This is a genomic window from Conexibacter arvalis (assembly GCF_014199525.1).
Taxonomy (GTDB): Bacteria; Actinomycetota; Thermoleophilia; order Solirubrobacterales; family Solirubrobacteraceae; genus Conexibacter; species Conexibacter arvalis.
Genome location: NZ_JACHNU010000001.1, coordinates 1,402,632 through 1,422,293 on the forward strand (window position 1 = coordinate 1,402,632; position 19,662 = coordinate 1,422,293).

18 protein-coding genes are annotated in these 19,662 nt (G+C 72.6%); 15 read left to right on the forward strand and 3 right to left on the reverse strand.

Going from position 1 to position 19,662, the window contains the following annotated elements:
- Positions 1–84 precede the first annotated feature (84 nt).
- The 4 genes from glmU to BDZ31_RS24480 all read left to right on the forward strand — a co-directional run bounded on the left by glmU (position 85) and on the right by BDZ31_RS24480 (position 5,570).
- On the forward strand, positions 85–1,488 hold the full coding sequence (glmU, locus tag BDZ31_RS06550) for a bifunctional UDP-N-acetylglucosamine diphosphorylase/glucosamine-1-phosphate N-acetyltransferase GlmU (RefSeq protein ID WP_183340147.1): 1,404 nt from the start codon (positions 85–87) through the stop codon (positions 1,486–1,488).
- A 41-nt stretch (positions 1,489–1,529) separates the two neighbouring features.
- Positions 1,530–2,552 carry a ribose-phosphate diphosphokinase gene (locus BDZ31_RS06555; protein WP_221242829.1) on the forward strand — a complete coding sequence of 341 codons (1,023 nt, stop codon included), beginning with the start codon at positions 1,530–1,532 and terminating at the stop codon, positions 2,550–2,552.
- A 40-nt stretch (positions 2,553–2,592) separates the two neighbouring features.
- On the forward strand, positions 2,593–2,907 hold the full coding sequence (locus BDZ31_RS06560; protein WP_246344452.1) for a hypothetical protein: 315 nt from the start codon (positions 2,593–2,595) through the stop codon (positions 2,905–2,907).
- A 131-nt stretch (positions 2,908–3,038) separates the two neighbouring features.
- Positions 3,039–5,570: an esterase/lipase family protein gene (locus BDZ31_RS24480; RefSeq protein ID WP_221242830.1), complete on the forward strand. Its 2,532-nt coding sequence runs from the start codon at positions 3,039–3,041 to the stop codon at positions 5,568–5,570.
- Positions 5,571–5,615: 45 nt separating this feature from the next.
- Here the strand turns inward: BDZ31_RS24480 and BDZ31_RS06570 are convergent, their stop codons facing one another.
- Entirely contained in the window at positions 5,616–5,891 is a 276-nt protein-coding gene (locus tag BDZ31_RS06570; protein ID WP_183340149.1) for a DUF4235 domain-containing protein, read from the reverse strand.
- A gap of 89 nt (positions 5,892–5,980) precedes the next feature.
- On the opposite strand from BDZ31_RS06570, the gene BDZ31_RS06575 reads away from it, so the two are divergent.
- The 3 genes from BDZ31_RS06575 to BDZ31_RS06585 all read left to right on the forward strand — a co-directional run bounded on the left by BDZ31_RS06575 (position 5,981) and on the right by BDZ31_RS06585 (position 9,326).
- Positions 5,981–6,700 (forward strand): hypothetical protein, encoded by a 720-nt coding sequence (locus BDZ31_RS06575; protein ID WP_183340151.1) that lies wholly within the window; start codon positions 5,981–5,983, stop codon positions 6,698–6,700.
- 62 nt (positions 6,701–6,762) lie between these two features.
- Positions 6,763–7,212, forward strand: coding sequence for a hypothetical protein (locus BDZ31_RS06580; protein ID WP_183340153.1), 450 nt, complete (start codon positions 6,763–6,765; stop codon positions 7,210–7,212).
- A 146-nt stretch (positions 7,213–7,358) separates the two neighbouring features.
- Positions 7,359–9,326 (forward strand): glycoside hydrolase family 2 protein, encoded by a 1,968-nt coding sequence (locus tag BDZ31_RS06585; protein WP_183340155.1) that lies wholly within the window; start codon positions 7,359–7,361, stop codon positions 9,324–9,326.
- A 48-nt stretch (positions 9,327–9,374) separates the two neighbouring features.
- Here BDZ31_RS06585 and BDZ31_RS06590 read toward each other — a convergent pair whose 3' ends face one another.
- Entirely contained in the window at positions 9,375–9,710 is a 336-nt protein-coding gene (locus tag BDZ31_RS06590) for a hypothetical protein (protein WP_183340157.1), read from the reverse strand.
- Between the two features lie 104 nt (positions 9,711–9,814).
- Here BDZ31_RS06590 and BDZ31_RS06595 point away from each other — a divergent pair, with 104 nt between their 5' ends.
- The 8 genes from BDZ31_RS06595 (at position 9,815) to BDZ31_RS06630 (ending at position 18,889) form a co-directional block, all read left to right on the forward strand.
- Positions 9,815–10,471 (forward strand): 50S ribosomal protein L25, encoded by a 657-nt coding sequence (locus tag BDZ31_RS06595; RefSeq protein WP_183340159.1) that lies wholly within the window; start codon positions 9,815–9,817, stop codon positions 10,469–10,471.
- A gap of 6 nt (positions 10,472–10,477) precedes the next feature.
- Complete coding sequence (pth, locus tag BDZ31_RS06600; protein ID WP_183340161.1) at positions 10,478–11,077, forward strand: aminoacyl-tRNA hydrolase; 600 nt, start codon at positions 10,478–10,480, stop codon at positions 11,075–11,077.
- A 135-nt stretch (positions 11,078–11,212) separates the two neighbouring features.
- Complete coding sequence (gene mfd / locus BDZ31_RS06605) at positions 11,213–14,560, forward strand: transcription-repair coupling factor (RefSeq protein ID WP_183340163.1); 3,348 nt, start codon at positions 11,213–11,215, stop codon at positions 14,558–14,560.
- 92 nt (positions 14,561–14,652) lie between these two features.
- On the forward strand, positions 14,653–15,804 hold the full coding sequence (locus tag BDZ31_RS06610) for a peptidyl-prolyl cis-trans isomerase (RefSeq protein ID WP_343075529.1): 1,152 nt from the start codon (positions 14,653–14,655) through the stop codon (positions 15,802–15,804).
- A gap of 46 nt (positions 15,805–15,850) precedes the next feature.
- Positions 15,851–16,702 carry a nucleoside triphosphate pyrophosphohydrolase gene (gene mazG, locus BDZ31_RS06615; protein WP_183340167.1) on the forward strand — a complete coding sequence of 284 codons (852 nt, stop codon included), beginning with the start codon at positions 15,851–15,853 and terminating at the stop codon, positions 16,700–16,702.
- On the forward strand, positions 16,699–17,976 hold the full coding sequence (gene eno, locus BDZ31_RS06620) for a phosphopyruvate hydratase (protein WP_183340169.1): 1,278 nt from the start codon (positions 16,699–16,701) through the stop codon (positions 17,974–17,976). The genes mazG and eno overlap by 4 nt, the downstream gene beginning before the upstream one ends.
- A gap of 130 nt (positions 17,977–18,106) precedes the next feature.
- Positions 18,107–18,463, forward strand: coding sequence for a septum formation initiator family protein (locus BDZ31_RS06625; protein WP_183340171.1), 357 nt, complete (start codon positions 18,107–18,109; stop codon positions 18,461–18,463).
- A gap of 66 nt (positions 18,464–18,529) precedes the next feature.
- Positions 18,530–18,889, forward strand: coding sequence for a hypothetical protein (locus BDZ31_RS06630; protein ID WP_183340174.1), 360 nt, complete (start codon positions 18,530–18,532; stop codon positions 18,887–18,889).
- Between the two features lie 38 nt (positions 18,890–18,927).
- Here BDZ31_RS06630 and BDZ31_RS06635 read toward each other — a convergent pair whose 3' ends face one another.
- The gene (locus BDZ31_RS06635) at positions 18,928–19,512 is read right to left on the reverse strand and encodes a hypothetical protein (RefSeq protein WP_183340176.1); all 585 of its coding nucleotides are present in this window, start codon (positions 19,510–19,512) and stop codon (positions 18,928–18,930) included.
- Between the last annotated feature and the right edge of the window lie 150 nt (positions 19,513–19,662).

A 19,662-nucleotide genomic window follows, 5' to 3' on the forward strand; every position in this document is an offset into this window, starting at 1 on the left:
GACGATTGTATGCGGCCGCGGCGGCACGCCGGCTCCGGCCGTCTGGCAGCGCGCCCCGGCCCGACGCGGCTACGATGCACGCTTGTGACCGCGCCGGTCGTCGTCATCCTCGCCGCGGGGCAGGGCACGCGCATGCGCTCCGCCACGCCGAAGCTGCTCCACCCGCTCTGCGGCCGACCGCTGCTCGCATGGACGGTCGATGCCGCCCGGGCGGCGGGGGCGGCGAAGGTCGTCGTCGTCGGCGGTCCCGACCGCGCGCTCGCGCCGGGGCTGCCGGAGGAGGTCGTCCTCGCCGTCCAGCAGGAGCCGCGCGGCACGGCTGACGCCGTCCTCGCGGCGGCCGGGGAGATCGACCGCGCCGCGCCGGTCGTCGTCCTCAACGGCGACGTCCCGCTCGTGACGGGGGAGACCCTGCGCGAGCTGGTCGCGGCGCACGAGCGCGCCGGCGCCGCGGCGACGATGCTGACGACCGTCCTCCCCGACCCGTCCGGCTACGGCCGCGTCGTGCGCGGCGCCGACGGCGCCGTCGAGCGCGTCGTCGAGACGAAGAAGCCCGGCGACGCGACGCCGCAGGAGCTCGAGATCCGCGAGATCAACGGCGGCGTCTACGCCTTCGCCGGCGGCGACCTGCTCGACGCGCTCGGCGAGGTCGGCTGCGACAACGCGCAGGGCGAGCTGTACCTGCCCGACGTGCTGCCGATCCTGCGCGCGAGAGGCCGCACGGTCGCGGCCCACCTGGTCGACGATCCCGCGATCGCGCTCGGCGTCAACGACCGCGGCGACCTCGCGAGGGTGCGCGCCGAGGCCCAGCGGCGGATCCACGCGCGGCTGATGGCGGCCGGCGTGACGATCGTCGACCCCGGCTCGACGGTGATCGACGCCGGCGTCGAGATCGGCGCCGACACCGTCGTCGAGCCGTTCTGCACGCTGCACGGCGCCACGCGCGTCGGCGGCGGCTGCCGGATCGGGCCGCAGACGACGCTGATCGACACGACGCTCGGCGACGGGGTCACCGTTCCTCACTCCTACCTGACCTCCGCCACCGTCCACGACGGCGGGAGCGTCGGACCGTACGCCTATCTGCGCCCGGGGGCGCTGCTGCGCGAGGGCGCGAAGGTCGGCACGTTCGTCGAGGTCAAGAACTCGGACGTCGGCGCGGGCACGAAGGTCCCGCACCTGTCCTACATCGGCGACGCCGACATCGGGCCGGGCTCGAACCTCGGAGCCGGCACGATCACGGCGAACTACGACGGCGCCAGAAAGCACCGCACCGTGATCGGGGCGCGTGTGAAGGGCGGCGTCGACACGGCATTCGTCGCACCGGTGACGGTCGGCGACGACGCGTGGACGGCCGCAGGGTCGGTCATCACGCAGGACGTGCCGGACGGAGCGCTCGGGATCGCCCGGTCGCGCCAGCACACCGTCGAGCGGTACAACGAGCGCAAGAGCAACAAGGAGATCGAGGAACAGTGGCCCCGCAAGTCGTGACCCCGGCACCGTCGTCCGCAGGGCGTAGACTCGTGCACGAGATGAGCTCGGCCGTTCCTCGGGAGAACCCCGACAGCCACCTCGAGATCGGCTACGGCAAGCAGCTGATGCTGTTCAGCGGCCGCGCGCACCAGCAGCTCGGCGCCGACATCGCCGGCAAGCTCGGCGTCGAGCTCGGCGGCGTGACGCTGAAGACCTTCTCCAACGGCGAGGTCTACTGCCGCTACGACGAGTCGATCCGCGGCGCCGACGTCTTCCTCGTCCAGCCGATCTGCGGCAACCCGCGCACCGGCCTCTCCGCCAACGACGCGCTGATGGAGCTGCTGATGATGGTCGACGCCGCCGTCGGCGGCTCGGCCCACCGCGTCGTCGCCGTCTGCCCCTGGTACGGCTACTCGCGCCAGGACAAGAAGTCGGCTCCGCGCGAGCCGATCTCGGCCCGGCTCGTCGCGCGGATGCTGGAGACGGCGGGGATCGACCGCATCCTCACGATGGACCTCCACTCGGGCCAGATCCAGGGCTTCTTCCAGAAGCCGTGCGACCACATGACCGCGATGTGGATGCTGACCAGATACTTCGCCGACCAGAGCCTCGAGGACCTCGTCGTCGTCTCGCCGGACGCCGGCCGGGTGAAGCTGAACAAGAAGTTCGCGGCGACGATCGGCGCCGAGCTGGCGATCCTCAACAAGGAGCGCCCGGCCCAGCAGGTCGCCGAGATCGGCTACGTGATCGGCGACGTGAAGGGCAAGACGGCCGTCATCGTCGACGACATCATCGACACCGCCGGCACGCTGAAGGCGGCCGCCCAGACCGTCCGCGACGCCGGCGCCACGCGCGTGCTGGCCGCCGCGACCCACGGCGTCTTCTCCGGCAACGCGTGGGAGAACCTCGCCGCCGCCGCCTTCGACGAGATCGTCGTGACCGACACGATCCCGCTCGGCGACGGCGCGCCGGACAACATCACGGTGCTGCCGTGCGCCGACCTGCTGACCAGCTCGATCCGCCAGATCTTCACGGACGGCTCGGTCTCCGAGGTCTTCCGCGGCGAGAACCAGCTGTTCTAGGCCGCCTCCGACCGTCGCCAGGGCCGACCGCCAGCCGCGCATGGCACGCGACGCCGCCCACCTGATGGAGCTGCTCGGCCTCTCCGAGGACGAGCTGTGCGCGCTGCTGGCCGTCGATCCGCTGACGCTGCTGTCGGGCCAGCTCGACCATCGGCCGGAGCTGCCGATCCTGCTCGACCTGCTGGCCGAGGCCGAGGAGCGCGCCGGGTCGCCGGTGCTGCGTCGCTGGGTGCGTGCGACGGGGCCGGCCGGTCGCCCGCTCGACGCGCTGCTGGCGCGCGACTTCGGCCGCTTCGAGGACCAGCTCGGCGAGCTGGCGCAGCACGGCTTCGTGCTGCGCGGCGGCGGCGCCTGACTCGCCCGCGCCGCCGCCGGCCGGGGTGCGTCGACCGGACCCGCTCGACGCACCCCGTCGGCCGGGCGCCGGGCAAATGCTGGGGTGGCGCCCCGATGCGGCAGGGGCCCACCGCCGCCAAGCTCGCCGGCATGTTCCGACCGACTTCCAGAGCGCGGCGGCGCGGCCGGTCGGCCGCCGCGCTGATCGCCACCCTCGCCGCGCTGCTGCCCGCGCTCGCCGCCGTCTCCGCCGCGCCGGCCGCGGCCGCCGAGGCGCCGCTCGTCCCGCTCCTGACCGGCGGCCTGTTGACCTACCGCGGCGTCGCCGACGTCGACTACCGCTGGGAGTGGGAGACGCCCGGCTACGTGAAGGCGTTTCAAGGCGCGGAGGCGACGGCCGCCCGCACCGCCCACGTCGACTTCGAGACGGCGTGGCTGGTCGAGGGCCGCTACGCCGACGCGCCGGTCGTCAGACCGATCGAGGAGATCGCCCGGGCGTGGGAGCACCGCGCCGAGATCGGCAGCGGCACCGCCCGGCGCACCCAGCAGGTCTACGACAGAGGCAGGCTCGTCGCGACCGTCGACGCCTCCTGCGCGTGGGAGATCGCGCTCGACGCCGAGCCGCTCTCCGCGCCGCTCGACGAGACCGGCCGCGCGCTCCAGCTCGAGCCGATCCTCGAGCGCGAGGAGACCGAGCGCGGCGGCTGCGGCCCCGAGGAGGGGACCTTCGACCTCTTCACCTCCTTCGACGACCCGATCTCGCAGCTGTACGTGCTCCCGCCCGAGCCGGCGCGGGCGAGCAGAGCGACGACGCCCGTCGACCTCACGCGCGACAACCCGCGCTGCGACGTGCCCAACGCCGTCACGCTGCTGTGCCGCAACAGCATCTCCGGGGCCGGCGAGATCGAGCTGAGATGCGCGCTCTGCGTCGAGGAGATCAGATACGAGCACCACGTCCCGCGGGGCGGCGTCGAGGTCGTCGGAGCCGACGGCACGTGGGACGGCAACAGAGTCCGCATCACCGCGAAGGTGACCAACACGACGAGCAAGCCGATCGCCGCGCCGGTCAGGTTCCGCGACTTGACGCACAGAAGGGACCTGACCGGCGAGGGCCCGCGGGAGCCGATCGCGTTCGCCCCCGGCCAGACGGTCGAGGTCGTCTTCGAGTGGGACAGCGACGGCTACGCCTGGGAGCACGGCCCGGCCGAGGCGACGCTCGACCACGACATCGGCGTCGTCACGCCCTACGGCGGCGCGCAGAGACAGATCAAGGTGATGCCCAAGCCGGTCGTGCTCGTCCACGGCTGGAACAGCGACGCCGCGACGTGGGCGCCCTATCCCGGCTTCCTGAGAGCGCAGAGCCCGCGCTGGCTGTCGCTGGCCGCCAGAACGCTCGACACCGATCCCTTCGGCACCCGTTCGGTCTTCGACAACGCCCAGGCGCTCGCGCACGAGGTTCGCGGCCTGCGCGAGCGGCTCGGCGCCGACCACGTCGACATCGTCGCCCATTCGATGGGCGGGCTGATCGCGCGCGCCTACGTCCATCGCCACGTCGGCAAGGGGGCTGACGGCCGGCCGTGGGTCAGACACCTCGTGATGCTCGGGACGCCGAACATGGGCTCGCCGTGCGGCACGCTGATCTACGCCGCCGCCTCCGGCCGCCCGACGCTGGAGCTGTCGCCGGCCTACGTGAATGGGCCGTTCAACCGCTCGGTCACCGATCGCAAGGGCGTGCGCTTCTCGATCCTCGCCGGCACGATCGTCAACTCGACCTGCGGGGTGCCCGGTCCGAGCGACCTCGTCGTCCAGCAGTCGAGCGCGTACTGGCAGATCGCCGACCGCGACTGGCGCGTGATCGAGCACACGCACATGACCGGCTCGCGGCCGACCTTCGAGCGGTTCGTCAGACCGCGCCTGGCCGTCGGCCCGGGCGGCCTCGGCGGCCCGGGCGCGGGCGCGGCGCGCTCGGACGGGGCGCCCCGCGCGGCCGCGGGTGCTGCCGCCGCGGTTCGCGCGGGTCGGAAGCGGGCCGGGGCCGGCGCGAGCGGCCGCGCACGCGCCGCCGCCGGCGCGGCCGCGAAGGGGGCCGCCTCCGCCCAGCTGCTGGCGGCGCGGCGCGCGGCGCTCGCGGCCGGGCGCACGCTGCGCGTCCCGCTGTCGCCGGGGCGCGGGGCGGTCCTCCGCGCGACGCTGATCGCGCCCGCCGACGTGACCAGCGAGCTGGTCGCGCCCGGCGGCAAGGTGCTGGCGGCGGTCAGAGCCGGGTCGAGCGCCGCCGCCCAGCCGCTGCGCTCGCTCGCCGCCATGGCCGGCCGCGGCGGTCGGTTGACGCTGCGGCTGCGCGGCGGCAGACGGGCGGCGACGGTTGCCTGGACGGCGGCGGTCAGCGGCTCGCGCCTGCGGCTGGCGGCGACCGCGCGGCAGGCGAGGGCCGGCGCGAAGGTGGCGATCTCGGCCCGCTTCACCGCCGCGGGACGGGCGGTGCGCGGCGGGCGGCTGGTCGCGACCGTGCGCGGCGCCGGTGGGCGCGCGGCGCGCGTGACGCTGCGGCGCGATCGGCGCGGCGGCTGGCGGGGGACGACCCGCCGCGGCGTGGCGGGCGCGGGCGCCGGCGTCGTCGTGCGCGCCTCTGCGCCCGGCGCCGGGGAGCGGATCGCCGCGCTCGTGGCGGCGCCCCGCTGAGCGAGACGCGGACGGGCGCGGCGACGTCGCCGCGCCCGTCCGCGCTCACTTGCGGTCCGGCCGCTTCTCGCCGGGCCAGACTCCGAACAGGTGCTCGAAGCCTCTGGCGCCGGCGCGATCGACGACCGCCTTGGTGACCGCGAAGGTCAGGCCCTGGACACCGGCCGCGGTGACGACCTTCGTCCAGGTCGCCTCCTCGGTCGTCGGTCCCGGCGGCTCCTCGTCGTCGATCTTGCTCCAGATCGCGTCGAAGATCCGGCGTGCGAGCAGGCCGGCGATGATGCCGACGACGATCCCGATCGGCTTGTAGGCGAGCTTCATGCCGGCAATCTACCCATGCGCCGCCCGCTCGATCCCGCTCGACAGGCCCACTATGCTGAAACGAGGAACGTCGAGGGACAGGTGGTCGCATGAGCGGCGAAGGGGCACGGCACGAGGACGGCGCGGAGGAGCTGCTCCGCCGGGCCCTGTTGGACGCCTCGGACGCCGCCGCCGTCTCGCTCGCGATCGGCGACCTCCCGCTCAGCGAGGTCGTGACCGTCATCTTCCACGGCCGCCGCGACCTCGGCACGATCCAGACCTACGTCGCGCGCGGCCGCCACGGCGCCGGCACCACCGTCTCGGCGCGTGAGCTGATGCGCGTCCCGTGCGACCTCGACCTCGGCGACGCGGCCGACCGCGAGCAGGCGCAGGAGCTGTACCTGCAGCAGGCGACCGCGCTGCGCGAGGCGCTCGTCGGCGCCGACACGGTGCTCGACGTCTGGCGGGAGCCGCTCGGCGACGTCGCCGGCGGCACGATCACGATCGAGCGCTCGGTCGAGCTGGACGTGCCGCTGCCGGCCCATCGCGTGCTGCCGGTCGCGCTCGTCGCGCCCGAGCGCCAGCTCGTGGTCGCGCCGGTCTGCGGCGCGCGGACGCTGGCGGAGGGGCGGCCGCCGCTCGGGATCGCCTGCGCCCAGCAGGACCTCGCGCGGATCTACCCGCTCCCGGACGATCCGGTGCGCTGCCTGGAGGAGTTCCTCGACGCCGCGGCCGGCCACGCGCGCGAGCTGGCGGAGCGGCTCGCCCACCAGGAGGCGTCGGTCGCCCGCTTCCTCGAGCTGAGCGGCGAGGAGCCGCCGCTCCACTGACCGGCGGCGGCGCCCGCTCCCACTGGCGTGCCCACCGGCCGATCGGCGATGATGGCGCGGCGATGAGCCGCTCCCGGAGGATCCTCGTCATCGCGGTCGCGGTGGTCGCGTTCCTGCTCGTCAGCGCCGCGCTCGCGCGCGTGCTGAGTGCCAACGGCGCCGAGCGCGCCGCGATCCGCGACGTGCTGGAGGCGCAGGCCAGCGGCGACGCCGCCGCGCTGGCCGAGCGGATCGACGGCTGCGCCGAGGACCCGGCCTGCCGCGCCACGGCCGCCCGCAACGCCGCGCGGCTGAGATCGGAGGGCGAGCTGGAGGTCGTCCGCCTCGACCTCTCGACCGACTTCTCGCTCGGCGGCACCACCGGAACCGCGCGGGTCGTCTGGAAGACGCCGACCCGCCTGACGGTCGTCCAATGCGCCCGCGTCCGCCGCGGCGGCGACGTGATCGGCGGCCTCGACGTCCGCGTCCTCGCCCTCAGCCGCCCGATCGACCGCGAGAGCAGCTGCCCGTAGCGCCGCCGGCAAGCGCCTGCCGATCGGCGTCGTCGGAAGCGGCGAGCGACGAGCGTCTGTCAGATTGCTGACGTCACTCTGGTCGCGCCGCAACTGTCGAGTGCCTCCCGTACTCTCCACCAGCGTCGATGCGGATCCGCCAGTCGTTGCCTGCCATCCTGAGCGTCCTGCTGCTCGCCTTCGCGGCGGCGCTGCTGCCCGCATCCGCGGGTGCCGAGGAGACGCCTGACGGCGGCGGCCCCGGCGGCGCGATCACGCCGGTCGGGTCGACGGCGCCGCCCTCGACGCAGGTCACCGTCCCCGGCGGCAGACCGCTCTTCCTCGACGGCCAGGACGGCCGCCGCCTGATCGACGGTCCCTGGCTGTTCCGCTTCGACCCGACCGACGTCGGCGTCGCCCAGCGCTTCTTCGCCCAGACCTCCGTCAGCGGCTGGTTCGGCACGACGGCGCCGAACGTCTGGAACGTCGGCGGCACCTCGAAGGTCTCCTACGAGGGCGCGATCGGCTGGTACCGCAAGGACTTCCGCCTGCCAAGAGGCGCCAGAGCCGACGCCTGGATCGCCCGCTTCGAGGCGGTCAACTTCCGCGCCACGGTCTGGCTCAACGGCCGCAAGCTCGGCGAGCACGTCGGCGGCTACACGCCGTTCGAGGTCGTCCTCAGGGGGATCAGGAGAAACGGCGTCAACCGGCTCGTCGTCCGCGCCGACAACCGCCGCGCGATGCCGCCCGGCGTCGCCAGCCAGCCGATCCCGCCGACCGGCTGGTGGAACTACGGCGGCCTCCAGCGCGAGGTCTACCTGCGCGGCGTCGAGCGCGTCGATATCCAGGACGTCTTCGTCGACCCGAGATTGTCGCCGTCGCGCGCGACCGCCGTCGTCAACGCGACCGCGACCGTCCGCAACTTCACCCGCACCAGCCAGCTGGTGACCCTCACCGGCCGCTTCGGCAGACAGGCGATCGCGTTCGGCTCGCTCTCGGTGCCGGCCGGCCAGAGCGCGACCTTCGCCGGCAGAGTGACCGTCAGACGGCCGAAGCTGTGGTCGCCGGCGAAGCCCAACCTCTACCGCGTGCGGCTCGCCGCGAGCGCGATGGCGCCGAGAGAGAGAAGAGCGACGCCGGTCGCCGGCTACACGCTCGAGACGGGCATCCGCTCGCTCGTCGTCTCCAGATCCGGCCAGCTCCTGCTCAACGGCCAGATCGTCCGCTTCCGCGGCGTCGCGATCCACGAGGACACGATCGCGCGCGGCTCGGCGATGACGAACGCCGACCGCGCCAAGCTCGTCGACCTGGTGCGCGACTCCGGCTCGACGCTCCTGCGCGCGCACTACCCACTCCACCCGCACTTCCAGGAGCTGGCCAATCGCAGAGGCCTGCTGATCTGGTCGGAGATCCCCTCGACCTACCAGCTGATGGAGCCCGACCTCGGCCGCCCCGTCTTCAGACGGCTGGCGCTGCAGGAGCTGAGAGAGGACGTGCTCGCCAACCGCAACCACCCGTCGGTCGCGGTCTGGTCGGTCGGCAACGAGATGGCGAGCAACGCGGGCCGCAACCAGACCTGGTACCTGAGAGCGGGCGCCGACCTGATCAAGCAGCTGAAGCCCGGCGCGCTCGTCGGCCTCGCCTTCGCCGGCCACCCCGAGACCGCCTGCCAGCCCGGCTACGCCCCGATCGACGTGATCGGCATGAACGACTACTTCGGCTGGTACACGGGCTACAACGGCAACATCGCCGACCGCGAGCTGCTCGAGCCCTACCTCGACTACCTGCGCAAGTGCTACCCGCGTCAGGCGCTCGCCGTGACCGAGTACGGCGCCGAGGCCAACCGCGACGGCCCGGCCGACGAGAAGGGCACGTACGAGTTCCAGAGAGAGTTCCTGCAGTACCACCTCGCGACGTTCGCCCGCAAGCCGTGGCTCAGCGGCAGCGTCTACTGGGCGCTGCAGGAGTTCCGCATCCGCAACGGCTGGGGCGGCGGCAACCCGTGGTCGTCCCCGCCGATCCACCAGAAGGGGCTCGTGCGGCTCGACTTCTCGCGCAAGCCCGCCTACGACGTGCTGCGGACCAGCTCCCGCTCGGCCCGCCAGTACGTGCCGCGCGGCCGCGCCGGCAAATAGCGGCCGGGCCGCTCGCCGGCAGCGCTCGCCGCCGCGGCGAGCGGCCGGCTACGGCACCTGCTCGGGCGTCCGCTCCGGCGCCGGGACGTGCTCGCGCCGGCGGGCCGGCGGCGGCGTCAGGTCGCCGAGGCGGACGGTGCCGCGCAGGCGCACGCGCGCGGGAACCGCGTCGGGAAGCGGCAGGCCGCCCGGCGTCGGATCGCGCGGCGGCTCCGGCGTGACGCGGTCGTTGCCGCCGCCGCCGCTGTCGTCCTCCTCCGGCGGCGCCCAGGTGGAGACGACGCGCTCGTCGCGCAGCAGCGGGAGCAGCAGCAGCATCGCGAAGCCGATGCCCAGCAGATGCAGTCCTCCGAAGATGACGACGATCAGCGTCTCTTCGCCCATGCATGCAGGGTACCGCCGTGGAGCGGCCCGCGGTGGCTTTTGGGACGCGGCGCATGAAGGGCGCGGCCCGCGATGTCCGAATGCTCTACCCTTGTTCGCCGCTCATGGCTGCTGAAGAGACCACACTCACCGTCGCTCCCCGCGAGATCGAGGGCTCACGCGCTGTCCGCCGCCTCCGTCGCAGCGGGCTCGTGCCGGGCATCGTCTACGGCGGGGACGCTGACCCCGTCCCGTTCCAGGTCGACGCCCGCGAGCTGCGGAATGCCCTGGCTCACGGCGGCGCCGTCATCCAGCTGACGCTCGATGGCGCGAAGACCCCGGTCGTCCTCAAGGACCATCACCGCCACCCGGTGTCGGGGAACATGCTGCACGTCGACCTGCTCCGCGTCGACCTCTCCCAGAGAATCACCGCGACCACGATCGTCGAGCTGATCAACGCCGAGGACGCGCCGGGCATCAAGACCGGCGGCGTGCTCGAGCAGGTCACGCGCGAGATCAACATAGAGGCGCTGCCGACCGAGATCCCCGAGGTCATCGAGCTGGACGTCTCGCATCTCGCGATCGGCGACAGCGTCTACCTGTCGGACCTGAAGCCGCCGGAGGGCGTCGCGCTGCTCGACGACCTCGACGAGACGGTGCTCGCCAGCGTCCTCGCGCCGCGGCTGTCGGTCGAGTCCGAGGACGAGATCGAGACGGAGACCGAGGTCGCGGGCGAAAAGCCGGCCGAGGCGGCCTCCGAGGGCGAGGGCTCCGAGGGGTAGCCGACGATGCGCCTGGGGCGGTCCGCCGCGGGCGCGTCGCCGGTCGACTGGCTCGTCGTCGGGCTGGGCAACCCCGGCTCGCAGTACGCCGCGACGCGCCACAACATCGGCTTCGAGGTCGCGAACCTGCTCGCGCAGCGCTGGCAGCTGCCGCGCGCGAAGAGAAAGTTCGCCGGCCTCGTCACCGACGGCCGGATCGGGGCGGGCGGAGGCGTCTCGCCGCGCGTCGCCGTCATCCTGCCGCAGACCTACATGAACGAGTCGGGCCGCTCCGTCGGCCCGGCCCGCGGCGCCTACAAGGTGCCGCTGGAGAGAGTGCTCGTGCTGCACGACGAGATCGATCTGCCGTTCGGCGACATCCGCGCCCGCGTCGGCGGCGGCCTCGCCGGCCACAACGGCCTCAAGTCGCTCAAGCGCGAGCTGGGCAGCGCTGACTTCGGACGCGTCCGGATCGGCGTCGACCGGCCCGACAGCACCGATCCCGACCGCGTCGCCGCCTACGTGCTCGGCAGATTCCGCGAGCCGAAGGCCGACGTCGAGTCGCTGATCGAACGCTCCGCCGACGTCGCCGAGCGGATCGTGCTCGGCGAGACCGAGCTGGGATAGCGGCGGCGCGCCCTCCGCAGGCCCCGCGCCGGCGGGGGCCGCGGTCCGGTTGCTTAGCCCCGGATGAGAATCACGCCCTAGACTTAGCGCAAGGCGCCGGCCGCTCCTCGCGGTCGCTGCGCCTGTCCTCGTTCAATGCTGAAGCCACTCCTCGCATACGCCGCCGACGACCCTGCGGCGACCGCGCTCGGGCGCGACGGCGGTCGCGCCTTCGTCTCGCAGTCGCTGCGCCCGTACGTCGTCGCGGCGCTCGCCGAGCAGGACGCCGCCCGCCCGCTGCTCGTCGTCGCGGGTGACGACCGCCAGGCGCGCGACCTCGCCGCCGACCTGCGCACGTGGCTCCATCCCCGCCCGGTCCGCATCTATCCCTCCCGCGGCGTCGCCTACGAGTCCCACCTCGCGCCGCCGCCGCACCTCGTCGGCCTCCGCGTCGCGGCGCTCGACGCGCTCGTCGGCGAGCGGCCGGCCGACGCGGCGGCGCCGGTCGTCGTCGTCTCCGCGGTCGCGCTGTCGGAGAAGGTCCCCGACCCGGCGCTGCGCCCGCACGGCTTCACGCTGACCGTCGGCGAGCTGCTCGACCTCGACGAGACCGCCGAGGATCTCGTCGCGGCCGGCTACGAGCGCGTCGACCAGGTCGAGGACCGCGGCCAGTTCGCGATCCGCGGCGGCCTGCTCGACCTCTACCCGGCGACCGAGGACCGCGCGGTCCGCGTCGACCTGTTCGGCGACGAGATCGAGTCGCTGCGGTGGTTCTCGACCTTCACGCAGCGCTCGCTCGGCGACGCCGAGACGGTCGAGGTCGCGCCGGCCGCCGAGCTCGCCGCCGAGCATCGCGAGCTGGCCGAGATCGCCGCGCTCGAGGACCCGGACGCCCGCCCCGACGTCGCCGAGCTGCTGCCGGTCAAGGACTTCCACGCGATGCTCGAGCTGGTCCCCGACGCGGCCGTGCTGATCGCCGCCGAGGAGGAGATCGCGCCGGCGCTGAAGGACCACTGGCAGGACGTCTGCACCGCCTTCCACGCCGACGACGCGCACGACCTCTACGTCGCGCCGGAGGCGGTCGAGGCGGCGCTCGGCGAGCGCGCGAGAATCCACCTCTCCTCGATCGACTCCGGCCAGTCGCTCGCGTTCCGCGGACAGACCGCCGACGTCGCCGCGCGCGGCGTCAAGGAGGCCGAGCCGGAGCTGGAGAAGCTCGTCCGCTCCGGCTACCGCACGGTCGTCGCGTTCGGCCGCAGAGGGGAGGGCGAGCGCGCCGCCTACAACCTCGGCCGCATGAAGGTCCGCTGGGTCGACGGCGATGCCCCGCGCGGCGCCGACCTCGCGTTCGTCGAGGCGCGGCTGCGCGACGGCTTCGTCGCCCCCGGCTTCAGACTGGCGGTGCTGCCCGAGCACCGGCTGTTCCACCGCCGCCCGGCCCGCACCGCCGGCCGCGGCGCCGCCGGCACGCGCCGCGGCGCGCTGCGCTCCTTCACCGACCTGCGCACCGGCGACATCGTCGTCCACGAGGACCACGGCCTCGCCCGCTTCGCCGGCTTCGACACCAAGACGGTCGCCGGCGTCACGCGCGACTACCTCGAGCTCGAGTACGCCGGCAGCGACAAGGTCTTCATGCCGGTCGACCAGTTCGCGAAGATCTCGCGCTACGTCGGCGCCGGCGGCGACCACCCGCCGCTCTCGAAGCTCGGCGGCAGACGCTGGGACACGCTCAAGGCGCGGGCACGCAGGGCGGCGCAGGAGATGGCCGGCGAGCTGCTCAACCTCTACGCCGAGCGCAAGCGCCGCGAGGGCCACGCCTTCCCGCCCGACAGCGACTGGATGCGCGAGTTCGAGGACGCCTGGCCCTACCGCGAGACACCCGACCAGCGCGAGGCGATCGACCAGGTCAAGGCCGACATGGAGACGGCCCGCCCGATGGACCGCCTGATCTGCGGCGACGTCGGCTACGGCAAGACGGAGGTGGCGCTGCGGGCCGCCTTCAAGGCCGCCAACGACGGCAGACAGGTGATGGTCCTTGTCCCCACGACGATCCTCGCCCAACAGCACTACGGCACCTTCTCGGAGCGGTTGAAGGACTACCCGTTCACGATCGAGCACGTCTCGCGCTTCCGCCCGGTGGCGGAGCAGAGAGCGGCGATCAACGCCTTCGTCGAGGGCAGGGTCGACATCCTCGTCGGCACCCACCGGCTGCTGTCGCGCGACGTGCGCCCGAAGGACCTCGGCCTGCTGATCGTCGACGAGGAGCAGCGCTTCGGCGTCAAGCAGAAGGAGCTGCTGCGCCAGCTGAAGCTGAAGGTCGACGTGATAGCGATGTCGGCGACCCCGATCCCGCGCACGCTGCAGATGTCGATCGCCGGCATCCGCGACATCTCGGTGATCGAGACGCCGCCGGAGGGGCGGCGGCCGGTCAAGACCTACGTCGGCGAGTACGACGAGCAGCTCGTGAAGGCGGCGATCGAGCGCGAGCGAACGCGCGGCGGCCAGGCGTTCTTCCTCCACAATCGCGTCGAGTCGATCGACGAGACGGCCGAGCGTCTGCGCGGCCTCTGCCCGGAGGCGACCTTCGAGGTCGCCCACGGCCAGCTCGACGAGAGGGAGCTGGAGAAGCGGATGCTGCGCTTCCTGCGCGGCGAGGCCGACGTGCTCGTCGCCACCTCGATCATCGAGTCCGGGATCGACATCCCGCAGGCGAACACGTTGATCGTCGAGCGCGCCGACATGTTCGGCCTCTCGCAGCTCTACCAGATCCGCGGCCGCGTCGGCCGCTCGCGCGAGCGCGCCTACGCCTACCTGCTCTACCCCTCCGCCGCCTCGCTGACCGCCGACGCGGCGCAGCGGCTGTCGGCGCTGTCGGACTACACCGAGCTCGGCGCCGGCTTCAAGGTCGCGATGCGCGACCTCGAGATCCGCGGCGCCGGCAACCTGCTCGGCGACGAGCAGTCCGGCCACGTCGCCGCGCTCGGCTTCGAGCTGTACATGCAGATGCTCGACGAGGCCGTCGCGGAGCTCGACGGCGACGGCCGCCGCGAGGAGGCGCCGGAGCCGGTCCGGCTCGACGTCAACGTCGACGCCTACGTGCCGGCCGACTACATCCCCTACGAGCAGGCGAAGATCGACGTCCACCGCCGGATCGCGGGCGCGCGCGAGGTCGCCGAGCTGCACGAGCTCAAGTCCGAGCTGGCCGACCGCTTCGGCGAGCCGCCCGAGCCGCTGCACAACCTGCTGCTGCTGCAGCAGGCCCGCATCAAGCTCGGCGAGGCTGGCGCTCGCGCGGTGAGCTTCCGAGCCGGTAGGCTCGCCGTCACGCCGATCGAGCTCGACTCGCGCAGGGCGAAGCGGATGCGCGAGGAGATCCCGGAGGCGTTGTACGAATCGGGGAAGTCGCAGTTGTCTGTGCGCGTGCCGGACGATCCGGCCGCGCGTTTTCCGGCGGTCGTGCGCGCTGCCGACGTGCTGCTCGCGGTCACTCGCGAGGCAGCCTGAATGGCACGTCAGCGGGCAATCACTAAAGATCGTCTAATAATCGGTTGAACTGACGCAACGAGCAAGGAGAGTCCTGTACAGTGCTCACGCCCGTGACCAAGACAGTGCGCATCTTCCTGGCGCTCAGCGCCTTTTTCATGCTCTCGTTCACCGTCGCCGCCTGCGGCGGTGACGACGACAGCAACGACATTCCCAGCAACGCCGTCGCTTCAGTCGACGGCACGCCCGTCACCAAGGCTGAATACGAGCGCTGGGTCGGCATCATGGCCAGAAGCAACGGTGCGCCGGTCGTCCCGGATCCGCCCTCCTACGCGAGATGCGTCGCCGGCATCCAGGAGCAGGCGAGAAGAGTCAGAGGACAGAGAGTCCCGAGCGACTCGGCCGCCAGAGCGCAGTGCAGACAGCTCGACGAGCAGGTCAGAAACCAGGTCATGGCGACGCTGATCCAGGCGATCTGGTTCGAGGACGAGGCCGAGGAGCTCGGCATCAGAGTCACCGACGCCGAGGTTCAGAGAAGACTCGACGAGGCCAAGAGAGCGCAGTTCCCGAGAAGAGGGGACTACGAGAGATTCCTCAGAAGCAGCGGCATGACGGAGGAGGACCTGCTGTTCCAGATGCGCCTCCAGGAGCTGCCGGCGAGAATCACCGAGAAGATCCAGAGAGAGGCCGGCGACGTCACGCAGGCCGACATCACCGAGTACTACAACAGAAACAGAGAGCAGTTCGCCGTTCCGGAGCGCCGTGACCTCGAGATCGTCCTGACGAGAACCGAGGCGCAGGCCGAGGAGGCCAAGAGAGCGATCGAGGGCGGCATGAGATGGGCCGAGGCGGCGAGAAGATTCTCGACCGACGCGCTCTCCAGAGGCAACGGCGGCAGACTGCTCGGCGTCGCCAGAGGCCAGCAGGACAGAGCGCTCGACACGGCCGCCTTCAACGCCAGAGTCGACACGATCGTCGGTCCGGTGAGAGGTCAGTTCGGCTGGTACATCGTGCGCGTGACGAGAGTGACGCCCGCGAGACAGAACTCGCTGGAGGACTCCAGAGAGGCGATCAGAGCGCAGCTCGAGCAGACCAAGGGCCAGGCCGAGCTGACGAGATTCGGCAGAGAGTTCCAGGAGCGGTGGTCGGAGAAGACCAACTGCCGCACCGGCTACGTGATCCCGCAGATCTGCGGCAACGCTCCGAGACCGAGAACCACCTCGACGGCCGGCGGCGAAGTCGTCCCGTCGAGAGAAGACAGATAGCCCTCGCGGCGACGGCGCGGCAGGCCGCTGGGTAGTCTGCCGCGTCGTGAGCCGATCGGAGATCCAGGAGGCGCTGCTGCGCCTCGACGAGCTGACCCGCCGCCTGCGGCGGGAATGCCCGTGGGACCGCGAGCAGGACGAGCGCTCGATCGTCCCGCACACGGTCGAGGAGGCGTACGAGCTCGCCGACGCCGCCAACCGTCGCGACGACGGCAAGCTGCTCGACGAGCTCGGCGACGTCCTCTTCCAGGTCCACTTCCTCTCGCTCCTGCTCGAGGAGCGCGGCGCCGGCGACCTCGCCGCGGTCGCCGACAACACGCGGCGGAAGCTGATCCGCCGCCACCCGCACATCTTTCCGCCCGACAGCGATGAGACGGCCGCCGCGCTGGCCGTCGACGCCGACAGCGTCAGCACCGCCGGCGAGGTGCTGCGCAACTGGGACAAGATCAAGCAGGGCGAGGAGGGGCGCGAGCGGGGCATCTTCGCCGAGGTGCCCGAGAACCTCCCGTCGCTGCTGCACGCGCGCAAGGTCCAGCGCCGCGCCGCGACGAGCGGCTTCGACTTCCCCGGCGTGGAGGGGCCGCTGCAGTCGGTCCGCGACGAGCTCGACGAGCTGGGCGAGGTCGCCGGCGCCGAGGGCGAGCGGGCGCGCGACGCGCGCTTCCACGAGGTCGGCGACGTGCTGTTCGCCGCCGTCAACGTCGCCCGCAAGCTGAAGGTCGATCCGGAGCTGGCGCTGCGCGCCGCGAGCGAGCGGTTCCGCGGGCGCGTCGAGCACGCCGCGGCGCTGGCGGAGCGCTCCGGGCACGACTGGAACGAGCTGACCCCCGACGAGCAGCTCGCCCTCTACGCGCGGGCGCGCATGAACGAACATCAACCAGGAGACCGAGACGCATGAGCCAGATCGAGCACGTCCACGCTCGTCAGATCCTCGACAGCCGCGGCAACCCGACGGTCGAGGTCGAGCTGAGCCTCCGCTCGGGGGCGTGGGGCCGCGCCGCGGTCCCCTCGGGCGCCTCGACGGGCGAGTACGAAGCGACCGAGCTGCGCGACGGCGGCGACGCCTGGGTCGGCAAGGGCGTCTCCAAGGCGGTCGCGAACGTCAACGGCGAGATCGCCACCGCCGTCCGCGGCAAGGACGCGACCAACCAGGCGGGCATCGACCGGCTGCTGATCGACCTCGACGGCACGCCGAGCAAGTCCCGCCTCGGCGCCAACGCGACGCTCGCGGTCTCGCTGGCGGCGGCCCACGCGGCCGCGGCGGAGGAGCGCCAGCCGCTGTGGCGCTACCTCGGCGGCGACGCCGCGCACATCCTGCCGGTGCCGATGATGAACGTCCTCAACGGTGGCGCGCACGCCGACAACAAGGTCGACTTTCAGGAGTTCATGATCGTGCCGTGGGGCGCCTCCTCCTTCGCGGAGTCGCTCCAGTGGGGGACCGAGATCTACCACCACCTGAAGAAGCAGCTGCACGACCGGGGCCTGAGCACCGCCGTCGGCGACGAGGGCGGCTTCGCGCCCGACCTCGGCTCCAACGAGGAGGCGCTGCAGGTGCTGGTGCGCGGCATCGAGGCGGCCGGCTACACGCCGGGCGAGCAGGTCGCGATCGCGCTCGACCCGGCGACCAGCGAGATCTACTCCAACGGCCGCTACGTGCTCGAGCACGAGAACCGCAGCCTGACCGCCGAGGAGATGGCCGCCTACTGGGCCGAGATGGCCGGCCGCTACCCGATCGTCTCGATCGAGGACGGCATGGACGAGGGCGACTGGGGCGGCTGGTCGACGCTGACCGACCGGCTCGGGGCCAAGATCCAGCTCGTCGGCGACGACCTCTTCGTCACCAACAGCCAGCGGCTCAAGCGCGGCATCGACGCCGGCGTCGCCAACTCGATCCTCATCAAGGTCAACCAGATCGGCACGCTGACCGAGACGCTCGACGCGATCAAGCTCGCGCGCGAGAACGGCTACACGGCGGTGATGTCCCACCGCTCCGGCGAGACCGAGGACGTGACGATCTCCGACCTCGCCGTCGCGACCGGCTGCGGCCAGATCAAGACCGGCGCGCCGGCCCGCTCCGACCGCGTCGCGAAGTACAACCAGCTGCTGCGGATCGAGGAGGCGCTCGGCGCCGACGCCGTCTTCCCCGGCCGCACCGCGTTCAAGGGTCAGTAACCGAGCGCATCGCCGTGCGGCGGCGCATCGCGCGCCGCCGCGTCGGCGCTCGGACGGGCGGCCCGTTGCATCGTCCAGGCGCGGGAGGAGATCGCGGGAGGCGGGCGAAGGGTGGGGGATGCCGCCCGCCGTGCCGCCCCGCCGAGACCGTCGCCGCGCCGAGCCGCGCCCGCCCGCCCAGACCGCGATCGGCGCCGCCGCGATGCGCGTCCGCTGGGACCGCGTCGGGCGGGTCGCGCTCCTGCTGTTGCTCGTGGCGGTGGTGGCGCTGTACGTGCAGCCGGCGCGCTCGTACGTGTCGACCTGGCGCGACTCCAACGCCAAGCAGGCGGAGCTGGAGCGGCTCGAGCGCGAGCACGAGGCGCTCGTCGAGCGCACGCGCGAGCTGAAGGACCCCCGCACCGTCGAGACCGAGGCGCGGCGCCTCGGGATGGTGAGGCCGGGCGAGCGGCCGTACGTCGTCAGCGGCCTGCCCGACGACGAGTGAGCGTCCGGCGCGCCGGCGTCTGAGACCGCCGGTCGCCGACGCGGCGGCGCGGGTACCCTGGAGCCGATGGAGACCGACACCGCTCTGCAGCTGTGGGACGAGGGCCAGCGCCGGCTGCGCGCGGCCGACCCCGCGGAGCGCGCGAAGCTCGAGCGGGTGACCGACGCGGTCGTCGACGAGCTGCGCCGGCGCCTCGGCGGGGCCTTCACGACCGACGAGCTGGCGGCGCTCTACAGCGCCGGCAGCGACTGGGTGCTCGACGTCGCGATGCGCACCGTCCCGCACGACCCCGACGCGTGGGATGCGCAGACGGTCGGCGGAGCCGCCTTCTCGCGCTACGTGCGCGAGGCGGTCGACTGGTCCGGCGGCCGGCGCCGCACGCGCGAGGAGCTCGACGAGCAGGCTGAGCCGCTCGACCGTGGATGAGGGTTGGCGGGGCTCCCCAGAGCCCCGCGCGCCCTGTGCTACTCGTCGTCGTCTTCGCCGACGCGGCGGATCACGATCTGATCTTCCTCGATCGTGATCTCGATCGGGCGGTGACCCGCCCAGTGCTCGGCGTAGACCGGATCGTCCTGGACGGCGGGATCGAGCCACAGACCGTAGCCCTCCTCGCCGTGGTCGAACGTTCCCTCGAGCGGGCCCGTGTGCGCCTTGCGGCGCCCACGCCCGCCACGGCGACCGCGGCGACGCGACGGCTTCTCGCCGTCCTCGTCGTCGGACGCCTGCTGCTTCCGGGCCTTGGCCTTTGCGGCCTCTTCCTTGGCCTTCGCCTCGGCGGCTTCCGCCTCGGCCTTGGCCTTGGCGGCCTGCGCGGCTTCGAGTTCAGCGGCGATCAGCGCGTCGTCCTCCGCGCGGAGATCGATCTCGTCGTCGAAATCGGCACCCGCTTCGGTGTCGACCTCGTCGGCGACGAGTTCGTTCTCCTTCTTGAAGGAGGCGATCTGCTGCGTCGTGACTTCGAGCTGGTGCGCGATCCACGCATCAGTGCGGCCCTGACGGACCCACTGGCGGATCTGATTGAGCTGGGGACGAAGTGAACGTCGTGCCATCGCGCGCGGACACTAGCGGAAAGTGCGTTGCGGACGACCCGCCCCGAGGCAGAAGGAAAGCGGGAGGAAATGTCAAGAGCGCTGCATCTGCTCGTTATGCTTGGTTCCTGAGCGACCGGTTGTCACGTTTGACTCGCCCTCCCCGGTCGC

What these genes read in the sequence shown, in the direction of transcription:
- eno (WP_183340169.1), top strand. Translation starts at nt 16,699, where the DNA reads ATGAGCCAGATCGAGCACGTCCACGCTCGTCAGATCCTCGACAGCCGC.
- pth (WP_183340161.1), top strand. Translation starts at nt 10,478, where the DNA reads ATGCGCCTGGGGCGGTCCGCCGCGGGCGCGTCGCCGGTCGACTGGCTC.
- BDZ31_RS06580 (WP_183340153.1), top strand. Translation starts at nt 6,763, where the DNA reads ATGAGCCGCTCCCGGAGGATCCTCGTCATCGCGGTCGCGGTGGTCGCG.
- BDZ31_RS06635 (WP_183340176.1), bottom strand. Translation starts at nt 19,512, where the DNA reads ATGGCACGACGTTCACTTCGTCCCCAGCTCAATCAGATCCGCCAGTGG.
- BDZ31_RS06595 (WP_183340159.1), top strand. Translation starts at nt 9,815, where the DNA reads ATGGCTGCTGAAGAGACCACACTCACCGTCGCTCCCCGCGAGATCGAG.
- BDZ31_RS06630 (WP_183340174.1), top strand. Translation starts at nt 18,530, where the DNA reads ATGGAGACCGACACCGCTCTGCAGCTGTGGGACGAGGGCCAGCGCCGG.
- BDZ31_RS06575 (WP_183340151.1), top strand. Translation starts at nt 5,981, where the DNA reads ATGAGCGGCGAAGGGGCACGGCACGAGGACGGCGCGGAGGAGCTGCTC.
- BDZ31_RS06555 (WP_221242829.1), top strand. Translation starts at nt 1,530, where the DNA reads ATGAGCTCGGCCGTTCCTCGGGAGAACCCCGACAGCCACCTCGAGATC.
- BDZ31_RS06560 (WP_246344452.1), top strand. Translation starts at nt 2,593, where the DNA reads ATGGCACGCGACGCCGCCCACCTGATGGAGCTGCTCGGCCTCTCCGAG.
- BDZ31_RS06590 (WP_183340157.1), bottom strand. Translation starts at nt 9,710, where the DNA reads ATGGGCGAAGAGACGCTGATCGTCGTCATCTTCGGAGGACTGCATCTG.
- mfd (WP_183340163.1), top strand. Translation starts at nt 11,213, where the DNA reads ATGCTGAAGCCACTCCTCGCATACGCCGCCGACGACCCTGCGGCGACC.
- BDZ31_RS06570 (WP_183340149.1), bottom strand. Translation starts at nt 5,891, where the DNA reads ATGAAGCTCGCCTACAAGCCGATCGGGATCGTCGTCGGCATCATCGCC.
- BDZ31_RS24480 (WP_221242830.1), top strand. Translation starts at nt 3,039, where the DNA reads ATGTTCCGACCGACTTCCAGAGCGCGGCGGCGCGGCCGGTCGGCCGCC.